3 protein-coding genes are annotated in these 11,279 nt (G+C 72.9%); all 3 read right to left on the bottom strand.

Features of this window, described 5'->3' with window-relative positions; genetic code table 11:
- The 3 genes from CP982_RS36830 to CP982_RS36820 are packed head-to-tail and all read right to left on the bottom strand — an operon-like array spanning position 1 to position 11,254.
- A complete protein-coding gene (locus tag CP982_RS36830) occupies positions 1–1,227 on the bottom strand; it encodes an MFS transporter (protein WP_150514444.1) in 1,227 nt (408 codons plus the stop codon).
- Entirely contained in the window at positions 1,224–7,907 is a 6,684-nt protein-coding gene (locus CP982_RS36825; RefSeq protein WP_150514443.1) for a non-ribosomal peptide synthetase, read from the bottom strand. The genes CP982_RS36830 and CP982_RS36825 overlap by 4 nt, the downstream gene beginning before the upstream one ends.
- Positions 7,904–11,254 (bottom strand): amino acid adenylation domain-containing protein, encoded by a 3,351-nt coding sequence (locus CP982_RS36820; protein ID WP_170316570.1) that lies wholly within the window; start codon positions 11,252–11,254, stop codon positions 7,904–7,906. Before CP982_RS36820 ends, CP982_RS36825 begins: the two co-directional genes overlap by 4 nt.
- Positions 11,255–11,279 lie beyond the last annotated feature (25 nt).

Here is an 11,279-nt window from a genome sequence, read left to right as displayed (position 1 = left end):
TCAGCCTTCCGATGCGGTGACGGCGCGGGCGGGGCACGCGCCGAAGACGAAGAGGAGTGTCGCGGCGGTCTGTACCGCCACCGTCGCGGCCAGGGCCGTATCCTCTCCCGCGGCCTGCCCGGTCGCTCCGGCAAGGACCCATCCGAGTGCCCCGCCGGACAGCGCCACCGCGGTGGCCACGGTCAGGGTCTCCGACCGGGTCGCCGCCGGGACGCGGGTGAGGCGCAGGGAGACGATCGGTGCCCCCGTCAGCCCGTTGAGCAGTCCGACCACGGCCAGACAGGCGATCAGCTGGCCCAGGTCCAACGGCGCCAGGAGCGCGGCGAAGACCAGCGCCAGTGCCACGCGTCCGGCCACCACCAGGCGCTGGGCCGACACGACCCGCAGCACGGGAGAGAGCAGGAGGGTCCCCAGGATCGCACCGCCGCCGAACGCGGCGAGCAGGACACCGGCCACGGACGGAGCCTCGTCGTAGCGGGCCAGTGCCATCAGCGGCATCAGCGCGAACAGAGCCTGCCATGCCGTCTCGGCCAGCGCGAGGCCGAGTGACCAGGCCCCCAGCAGACGGTCTTCGAACAGCGCGCGCACTCCGGCGGCCAGCGCCGGCCGACGCCGTCCGGCCTTCTCGGCGGCGTCCGCCGGCAGGTACCGCCACACGATGACGGCCGACAAGGCGAAGCTGGCGGAGTCGAGGAGCAGCACGCCGGGTGCCCGCACGGTCGACACGAGCACACCGGCGACGGCGGGACCGACGAGCATGGCGAGCCGGGTGGCCGCCTGGAGGGCCGCGTTGGCACGGCTCAGCAGGACCTCGTCCCCGCCGAGGCGGTCCAGGACCAGTTGCTGACTGGTGAGGTAGGGCGCGGTGCACCCTCCCACGACGAACATGACGGCCATCACCAGGGGCAGCGGAAGGCAGTCGTACCGGTGGAGCAGGGGCACCAGGGCCAGCAGTGACGCGCAGAGCAGGTCCGCGGCCAGCATGGTCCGGCGCGGCCCGAACCGCCCGGCCCAGTGGGAGCCGACCGCACCGATCACCGCGATGCCGACCCACTGGGCACCCATGACAAGGCCCATGTCACCGGCCGAACCAGTCGCCTCTAGGACGAACCAGGGGATGGCGACCGCGCTGAGTTGGGTTCCGGTCATGGAGGTCAGTTCGGCGGCCACAAGGCCTCTCAACACGGGCTGCCCGCGAAGCCGCGGCACCGCCGCCTCGACGCTCATGCGCTCCTCCCGCCGGGCTCGGCCCCGATGTGCGGCAAGGCCGACACAGGACGGTCCAGGAGGGCCGGCAGGTCCGTCAGCAGGCGGCCCAGCACGGCGGCGAGGCGCTTCGCGCGCTCCCGGCTCACCTGGTCGCCGCGGTGCGCGACACGGGCGGACAGGCGGTCACCGCACTGCACGAACGAGATGGTCAGAGCCGTCTTGCCGATGTAGTCGGCGTCCTCACGCGACATGTCGACGGGGGCCAAGGGGCAGCCGCCCAGGGTCCGTTGCTGTTCGGGACGCACCTCGAATGCCAGCGCGACATCGCCCCAGGGGGTGCGGCCGGGCCGACGTGGCGGCGCAAGCCGTGCGACGACGTCGGTGAACGGCACTCCGGAGTGCGCCAGGGCGTCGACCACGGTCGAGCGCACCGCGCGCAGGACGTCGAGGACCGTGTCGTCGCGGCCCTGGCTGTGACGGAACACCACCGTGTTGAGCAGGGGGCCGATCACGTCGGTGCACTCGGCTCCCCGGGTGCTCGTCTCGCTGGTCAGCACCAGGTCCGACCGGCCGGTCCACAGGTGCAGCGCGAGCATGGTGGCGGCGGTCGCGATCATGTACGACGACAGGCCGTACTCGGCCCGCAGCGGCCGCAGCGCCGCGGTCAGGCCGGCGGGCAGCGGTACGTCGACCGCTCCGTTGAGTTCGGGCTCGTCCGGGCCGGGAAGCTCCAGCCGGTAGGGCGCGCCGGCCAGTTGACGCTCCCAGTAGTCCAGAGAGGCCTGGTGGTCGGGTCCTGAACGGACCTGGGCATCGGCCGTGGTGACGTCGGCGTACTGCGGCAGTGCGGCACCGGCCGCCGCGTGCGGCACGGCGTCAGGCGCGTCGTCAGGCGCGTCGGCCAGCTCCGTCAGGGCCCGTACGATGCCCCGCCCAAGCTCGGTGGCGCCCTCCCCCGCCACGTGCGCCCCCTGGTAGGCCAGGAGGGCGGTGACACCGCCCTCCTGCTCGGCCACGGTCAGCGTCAACGGGAAGGCGGTGCCGCCGGCCCACACGGACTCGGCGATGAAGGGCTTCAGCGTCGCGTCGCCCAGCAGTGCCGTGCGGTCGTCCCGCAGATTCAGGTTCAGCAGGACGTCGGCGTACGGCGTCCGTCCGGGCAGGCGCGAGGGAGCCAGGTCGCGCACCACCTCATCGAACGGGACGTCCATGTGCTCCATGGCGTCGAGCAGTTCGGCACGGAACCGGGCGAGGTACGCGGCGGGAGTCGTGCCGGGGGTGAGGTCCGAGCGCAGCACCACCGTGTTGAGGAGGGGGCCGAGCACGTCCTGGGCGCCCGTGCGGGCTCGGTCGGTGACCGGCACGGCGAGGGTGAGCGCGGCCTGCCCCGTCCACCGGTGCAGTGCGGTGCCCAGGGCGGCGCCGAAGAGCATGAACCAACTCGCCCCGTGGGTCTCCCGGATCCGCTTGAGCCGCCGCGTCACGGCCTCCGGCAGGTCCACGCGGACCACGCCGTCCGGAGCGCGGCCCGGCTGGGGCGGGAGGTCGAGATGGGCGGGGGCGTCCGACAGGCGGGAGCGCCAGTGGGCGAGGCCCGCCGCGCCGCCGGTGGTCCGCCGCGGCCCGTGGGGGGCGGCCTCCCGGTACTGCCGGGCCGGCGGCGGGGCCGGACGGCCGTCCCTGGCGGCGAGGTAGTACCGCTGAAGTTCCGACAGCAGTACGGGAATCGCGCCGTCGTCGATGACGAGGTGGTGCAGACACAGCAGCAGGGCGTGGCCGCGAGCACCGAGGTCGGCGAGGGCCGCCCGGAGCGGTTCGCCCCGTGTGAGGTCGAAACGCCGTCCGGCCGCCTGGCCGAGCCACGCCGTGAGCGCCGCGTCGGCGTCGGGCGCCGTGCTCAGGTCGAGCCGTTGCAGCTCCGGCCGCCAGGGCGCGACGGTCCTCTGGTACATCCCCTCCGGGTCGGCGACGAAGGCCGTACGCAGGATCTCGTGGCCGGCCACCAGGTCGGCCAGGCTCTGTTCCAGTACGGCGGGGTCGATCCGGCCGGTCGTCGTCCAGGCCAGGAAGACGTTGTGGGCGCGTCGTTCCTCGGACAGCTCCGCGAGCAGCAGCCGCTCCTGGAACGCGAAGAGGGGCTGTCCGGGGCCGGAGGCCGGGGCGGGCGCGGGCGTGTCGGGGCCCGCGGCGGCACCGTGGACGTCGAGGTACGCGGCCAGATCGCTCAGGCGCGGACGATCGAACAGCTCCCGCATGCCGGGCCGCACCCCGAGGACACGTTCAAGGCGTCCCAGCAGGCGGAAGGCGAGCAGTGAGTGGCCGCCGAGGGCGAAGAAGGAGTCGTCGGGGTCCACGTCGTCGACGTCGAGCAGTTCGGACCAGAGCGACGCCAGGATCCTCTCGGTACGGCTCGCGGGTCTTGTGCCGCTTCCCTTCGGGACGGAGTCCTCGGCGAGCGGGACGGCCGTCGTCCTCAGCGCCGGCACGTCGAGCTTTCCGTGAGGGGTCAGGGGAATGTGGTCGACCCGCCGGAAGACGGACGGGACGAGGTGGGCGGGCAACCGCTCGGCGGTGTGCCGGCGCAGTTCGGCGGCGGACACATCGGCGGACAGCCGCACCGTGGCGACCAGCCGGTCCTCGTCGGCGAGCACCACCGCGTCGGCGACCGCGGGATGGGCGCGCAGGTTCGCCTCGACCTCGCCCGGCTCGACGCGGAAGCCGCGCACCTTCACCTGGTCGTCCGCGCGGCCGAGGTACTCAAGGGCGCCGTCCGGCCGGTACCGCACGAGGTCGCCGCTGCGGTACAGGGTCCGGCCGTCGACAGGGGACTTCACGAAGCGTTCCCCGGTCAGCTCCGGCCGGTTGAGATAGCCGTCGGCCAGGCCCGCTCCGCCGATGTACAGCTCGCCCACCGCTCCGACCGGCAGCAGCCGGGAGCCGGTGTGCCGGTCGAGCACCAGCAGCGTCGTCGTCGGCAAGGGGGTGCCGATGACGCTGGCGCCGGTCTCGATGTCCGTCTCGTCGACGGTGTGCACGCTGGCGTACACCGTGGTCTCGGTCGGACCGTACATGTTGACCAGGCGCACGTGGGGGAATCGGTCCACCCATGTCCGCAGGGCGGCGGGGCGCAGGGCCTCACCGGCGAGGATGACGTGCCTGAGGCGGCTCAGGGCGCCGGAGGGCGCTTCGAGCGTGAGCAGACGGGAGAAGGCGCTGGGCGTCTGGCACACCACGGTGACGCCCTCGCGCCGCAGCAGCTCCCAGAACAGCCAGGGGTCGTCCGCCTCCTCGTCGGTCACGACGACCAGTCGTCCGCCGTGGGAGAGACAGGCGAACATCTCCCACACCGACACGTCGAAGGTGTAGGCGTGGAACATGGTCCACACGTCGAGGCCCGAGAAGGAGAACGGGAACCGGTCGTTGCGCAGCAGCCGCACGAGGTTGCGATGGCTGATCACCACTCCTTTGGGCAGGCCGGTGGTTCCCGAGGTGTAGATGCAGTAGGCGGGGGCGTCCAGGGGCACCACCGGCAGGCCGTACGTGTCCGCCGCCGCGGTCACGGCGGTGTCGAGGACCGCACCGGCGAAGTCGGACAGGCCTTCGTGGCGGTCGGTGGCCTCGGGGACCAGGGCCCACTGGACCTCGGCGTCCGAGAGGAGCAGTCGGACGCGCCCGGCCGGATACGCGGGGTCGATCGGGAGGTAGGCCGCCCCGGCAAGGAGTACGGCGAGTACGGAGACGACCTGCTCGGCTCCGCGCGGCAGCAGCAGCGCGACCAGGTCTCCCGGGCGGACTCCGGCCGCCACGAGTCCGCGGGCCCGCTGTTCGGCACGGTCGAGGAGTTCGCCGTAGGTGACGTCGTGTCCGTGGGCGGTGAGGGCGACCGCGTCGGGGCGGGCCGCCGCGCGCTGCCGCACCAGGTCGGTGACCGGGGTGTCGGGGTACCGGGCGGCGGTGTCGTTCCACACCACGGTCTGGGTGTGCCGTTCGACGTCCGTCAGCGGTTCGGCGGCCGCCAAGGGGCGTTCGGGGGCCTCGGTGAGGGCAGTGACCATCCGAACGTAGTGCTCCGCGGCGGCGGCCATCTGGTCGCGGTCGAACCTGCGCGTGTCGAACACGAGCCGGCCGGTGTGGCGGCCGTCGGCGGGGCGGAGCATCAGGTGCACGGAGGGACGGCCGGGCACGGCCGGTGCGTCGCCGTACGAGAACGCCGCGTCGGCCACCGGGGCCGGGTCCGGAGTACCGGCGCGTACGTCGCGCAGCAGGTCGGCGAAGGACTCCGCCGCGGCGGGCCGCAGCCGGACGACGTGGCCGTCGGAGGCCACGGCCAGGTCCTGCCGACCGGTGTACCAGCCGAGCAGCGCGGCCCAGGAGGCGAGGAGCACGTCGCGGACGGTGCTGCCCGAGTCCCGGGCGGCGGCCGCGAGGGCGGGGGTGTCGGGCACGGTGACGGCGACCTCGCCGAGGCCGGTCCCGGGCAGCTCGGGCCGCCACACCGGCATGTCCAGCGCCTCCGGCGGCGCGGCCGGTTCCGCGTTCTCCGCGTTCTCGCGGTGACTGGTGTAGGCCGCGTCGAGGTCACGCAGGAAGACGTCCAGGGAGGCCGCGTCCCACACCAGGTGGTGCAGGCAGAGGAAGAAGACCTGGTCGCCCCCGGCGTCCAGGAGTGCGGCGCGCAGCAGGCGTCCGGACTCCGGCAGGAACGCGCGGTGGGATTGGGCATACAGCCAGTCGTCGAGCTCCTCCGGCGTGGCCCCGCCCAGGTCGACGCGGGTCAGCTCAGGCTCCCACGGCTCACCCACCACTTGCCACAACTCGTCCCCGCGCTGCCGGAAGGCGGTGCGCAGGATCTCGTGGCGGGCCACCACGTCGGCGAGCGCGAGCCGCAGCGCGTCGGCGTCGAGGCCGCCGCCCCTGACCCGCCAGGCCATCGGCACGTTGTAGAGCGCTTCACCCGGCGCCATGAGTCCGGCCAGCCACATGCCGTACTGGACACCGGAGGCCGGGGCCTCCCGGCTCACGGGCTGCGCGGGCGGCACGGACGACATGGACGGCACGGTCGGGGGGAGGACGTGGTCGGTGAACTCGTCGAGGTAGGGGTGGTCGAAGAGGGTACGGATCGAGACGTCGATGCCAAAGCGCTGGGAGACGGCCAGGACGAGTGATTCGGCCAGGAGCGAGTGGCCACCGAGCTCGAAGAAGGAGTCGGCGGGCGTGATGTCGTCGACACCGAGCACATCGCGCCAGACGGCGACCATGTCGTCCAGAGGACCGTGCTCGCCGGGTTCCTGGGCCGGCGCGGCGGGCACCGGCGCGGCGGACACCGGCGTAGTGGGCATCGGCGCGGTGGGCACCGGCGCGGTGGGCACCGGCGCAGCGATGGCGGGCGGCACCACCGCGTCGGCGGCGACCGCGATCACGGACCGTCCCGGATCCGCGGCGATGGCGCGCAGCACCTCCAGGTAGTCGGCCGCCATGGCGCTCACCCGGGTCGGCCCCACGGCACCGGTGGGGTCCTTCCACAGCAGGTGGGTGCCGGCGCTGTCCTCGCGCACCATGAGGGCGAGCGGGAAACCCGCGCTGCTCTCCATGCCGAGCAGGCCGAGCCGGGCGTGGGCACGCTCCGTGCGCAGTTCCACGTGCTGCACGTCGACGCCATCACGCAGCCCGGCGTGCCAGAACTGGAACACCGTCTGCAGGGTGCGGGCCTGCGCCTGGGGGCCGGTCACCCCGGCGGCGCGGAGAATGGCGGGCAGCGGCAGGTCGCCGTGGGCCGTCGCCTCCTTGACCCGCTTGCGTACCCGCAGGACGAGGTCGGCGTAGCTGTCGCACGCGGCCACGTCGACCCGGACGGGCAGCGTGTTGACGAAATAGCCGACCGTGTCCTTCACCGCCTCCAGGGTCCGGCCGTGGAAGGGGACGAACACCAGGACCTCGTCGGCTCCGCTGCGCCGGCGCAGCAGTGCGCAGTAGGCCGCGAGGAGGACACTGGTGTAGCTCACGCCGAGGGCACGGGCCTGATCGCGCAGCGGACCGGCGAGATCGGGCGGCACCTGCCCGTGGAGGGCGACGTACTGCGGCTCGTCGACGGTGGCGGGCAGGGCGAAGGGCCGAGCCGCAGGCTGGAGCGCCGCACGCCAGTAGTCGCGGTGCGCGTCTCCCTCGGGGGAGTCCGCGAGACGGCGGGACCGTTCGGCGAAGGCCCTCTGGGCGGCGACGTCGCTGCCGGGCGTCAGCCGGTCCCCGGCATACGCACGCGCCAGCGCGTCGATGGTCACCAGTGCCGACGCCCCGTCGTGGACGATGTGGTGCACCGCTACGAGCAGCACGGTCCAGCCCCGGCCGCGGATCACGTCGACGCGTGCCAGAGGTCCCTGCCACAGGTCGAACGGCCGCTGCCACACCCGGCGCACGGCCTCGTCGCGCTCCAGCGTCGTCTCGTGCTCGCACACCGGGATCGGCGGGGCGTCCGACCAGTCCAGTAACGGGCCGTTGTCGGTCTTCACGACGCGGCCGCGCAGCTGCGGACAGGCGTGCCCGACCGCCTCGACCGCGGACCGCAGTCGCGTCGTATCGAGGTCGCCGCTGACCGCGTACGGCGTCGGAATGATGTGGATCCACTGCTGCGGATCGAGCCGCCAGGCCAGCCACATGGCCTCCTGCCCGACCGACAGGGGTACTTGCTGAGGGGTGGTCACGTCGTGTGCTCCCTGTTCCTGTCGCTCCGGTCCCGGTCGTCGGGTGACTCGGTGGCCTCATCGGCACTGGGGTGGCCGGTCGCCGGTCCCGCCAGCCACGCCGCGGCGACCTGGGCTCGAGGGGCGGCATCCGGGGTGTCGAGGCGGTGCAGCAGGTCCGCGACGCGGTGCCGTGCCTCGGTGCAGTGAATGTCGGCAAGGGACAGGGCCGACGAATCACCCGCCTCTGCCGAGGTGGCCGCGCGGGCCAGGACCAGGGCGCAGACCATGAGTTCCCGGGCGACGCCGGTGAGCCGGATGAGCGTGGGCTCGTCCGCCAGCAGGGCGTCCTTGTCCTGGTGCGCCCGCGCGAGCGTCAGGCAGCGCTTCCCGAACGCGTGGACCTGATCGGCCACCCAGCGCAGATGCCCGGCGTTCCGTCCGGTGAGCCGTGGATCCGCCACGTCGCCCAGGGCGGCCGGTGACAGCAGCTCGTCGGCATGGGCGGGCTCGGGGTAGTAGTAGGACAGGATCGACATGCGCGCTATCCAGTTGTCGACCTGGAAGTCCACGCCTCCGGCCACCCGGGTCTGACGGATGTCCCGCATGAGCCGCTCCAGCGGCCGGGCGGGGGCCCCGCGCCGCGCCTTGCTCGCCGAGGTCTCGTATCCTTCGGCACCCAGCAGCGCCATGGTGCGGTCGACGACCTGCCAGCCGAGGAGCGAGGTCGCGTTCTTGGCCATGTTCTGCTCGAAGCGCACGTTGAGCGGCGCGCCCTGGTCCTCCGGCAGCAGGCACCACTGGCACACCGTCTCGATCGCGAAGGTGTCGGCGAGGGTCTGCGCGACCTGCGCCTGGATCTCGCGGTGCTCGCCGAGCGGGCGTCCGTCGATCGTCCGCCGGTTCACGAACTCACGGCTCCAGGCGGCGCAGAGTCCTGCGGCCGCGAGCGATGTCGCGCCCATGTGGTGCAGGCGTCCCCGGGTGACCAGTCGGCTGGTCGTCCGCGTCATCCGCACCTGGTGTGCGGTGTCCGGCTCGACCAGCATGTGTTCCCGGGGCACCCGGACGTCGTCGAAGCGGAACCATCCGTTGGGGAAGCCCCGGATGCCCATGTACTCGTGCCAGACCCCGGCGCTCACACCGGGGGCGTCGGTGGGCACGAAGAACTCGCGTATCACGTCCCGGCCGTCCTGACGGACCGTCGCCGAGACGCCGACGAGCTCCGCGACAGGCGCGTGGCCGGCGAACAGCTTGACGCCGTTGAGCAGATACGCGGCACCGCCGTCGACGGGGGTCGCCGTCGTGCTGCGCGCCTGGTTCCCTGCACCTTCCGGTTCGGTGTCGGCAGTGGCGCTGAACCGGCCGGCCGCGACATGGCCCCGCACCAGGTCGCGCAGCGCCGCCGGGAGCGGCAGCGTGGCGAAGGCACCCGCGCCCAGGGTGTTCTCAAGACCCAGCGACATGGCCACGGGCATGCACCAGCGCGCCGCCGTCTCGACCACCCGGAAGAGGTTGAAGTGCGACAGCGCATGGCCGTCGGCACCGGCGTCGACCTGGAGCCGGAAGTACCCGCGCTTGGCGAGCTCCGGCAGGAAGTCCTCCGGCAGCCGCCCTTCCCTGTCCACCAGGTCCGGGTCGATCCGGTCGCGCAGCAGGGCCGACAGCTCCTCCACGAACGCGTCTCCGTGTGCCCGGTCGGCCGCCGTCTGTACGGGGAAGTCACGGATCAGGTCCCAGCGGAACCTGCCCTGGTACAACTCCTCCAGGAATCCGGCCCGTTCGGGGTCGCTGGTCGCGTTGCGCGTGCGCTGCGGCACGGAGGCTCGCTGGTCCTGCGGCCCACGCTCGGCGAGCGCACGCCGGTCGGTCTTGCCCGAGGGATTCAGCGGCAGTTCCGCGAGCCGTACGAACCGGCTCGGCACCATGTGCTTCGGCAGCGCCTCGGCGAGGTGTCCGGCAAGCCGCGCGGCGGTCACGTCCTCGTCGGCGACGTAATAGGCGGTCAGCATGTGCCCGCCGACCCGGCTGGTCCCGCACACCACGGCGGCGTCCCGTACGTCCCGCAGGCGGCGCAGGGCCGTCTCGATCTCCCCCAGCTCGATGCGGAAGCCGTTGATCTTCACCTGGTCGTCGGCGCGGCCGACGAAGCAGAAGACGTCGTCGGCGGTCCGGGTGGCGAGGTCGCCGCTGCGGTAGTAGCGGCGGGGACCGTCGGGCGGGAGCGTCAGCGTCCTGAAACGCTCCGCGGTGAGTTCGGGAAGACCGAGGTATCCGGCCGCGACTCCGGCCCCGGCCACCCAGATCTCGCCCGTCTCGCCCGGCCCGACCGGACGGGCGTGCTCGTTCAGTACCGCGATCCGCCAGCCGTCCAGCGGCCGGCCGAGGTCGCGGTCGAAGCCGGTGGACGCGGGTGCGTCGATCTCCTCGGGCGTCAGGACGCGGGAGGTGACGAACACCGTCGTCTCGGTGATGCCGTAGGTATTGACGAACTCGCAGTCGCGGCTGACCGTCTCCCGCCACCGCCGGATGTCACCGGCGTCGACCGACTCCCCGCCGAAGATGATGCGCCGCACGCTCTCGGGGCGCGGTTCCTCCTTCTTGCCCGCGGCGGTGACGACGTGCCGGAAGACCGACGGCACGATGCTCACCACGGTCGCCTTCTCACGCACCAGCAGGTCCACCGTGGCGCGGGGGGACGACGCGACGTGCGTCGGCACGACCACCAGGCATCCTCCGGTGGCCAGCGCCCCCCACATCTCCCACACGGAGAAGTCGAAACTGTACGAGTGGAACAGTGTCCACACGTCGTCCGGAGTGACGGTGTGGCGCGCGCAGAACGACGTCACCATGGCGGCGACGTTCGCGCACGGCACCTCGACCCCCTTGGGACGGCCGGTCGTTCCGGAGGTGTAGATCACGTAGGCGATGGCCTCCGGGTTCGCCGGGACGTCCGCGGCGGGTTCGGCGGCGTCCTCGACGCGGGGCGGCTCCGCCGTCCGGTCGAGGCGCAGTTCCGGCACACCGGCAAGGGCCCCGGGCAGGTCCTGATCCGAAACAATCAGGGACAGCGCGCTGTCCGCCGCCACGAAGCCGAGGCGTTGCGCGGGATAGGCCGGGTCCAGCGGGACATACGTGTGACCGGCCGCGGTGACCGCCAGGACGCCGGTCAGCACGTCGGCCGTGCGGCGCAGGTGCAGCCCGATCCGCTGCCCCGGCGCCGGGCAGCGCCCGCGCAGCGCCGCGGCGAGGGCTGTGCTGCGGCGCAGCAACTGCCCGTAGGTGAGTGATCCGTGTTCGTCCCGGACCGCTGTCCGTTCGGCGTTCGTACGTGCCTGCCGGATGAATAACGCGTACAGCTCGTTCAAGGGGGTGTACCAATCGTCGTGAGGG

It is taken from the genome of Streptomyces spectabilis (genome assembly GCF_008704795.1).
Lineage (GTDB): Bacteria > Actinomycetota > Actinomycetes > Streptomycetales > Streptomycetaceae > Streptomyces > Streptomyces spectabilis.
Note: the sequence above shows the minus strand (reverse complement) of the source record. Positions and strands in the feature narration are given on the sequence as shown.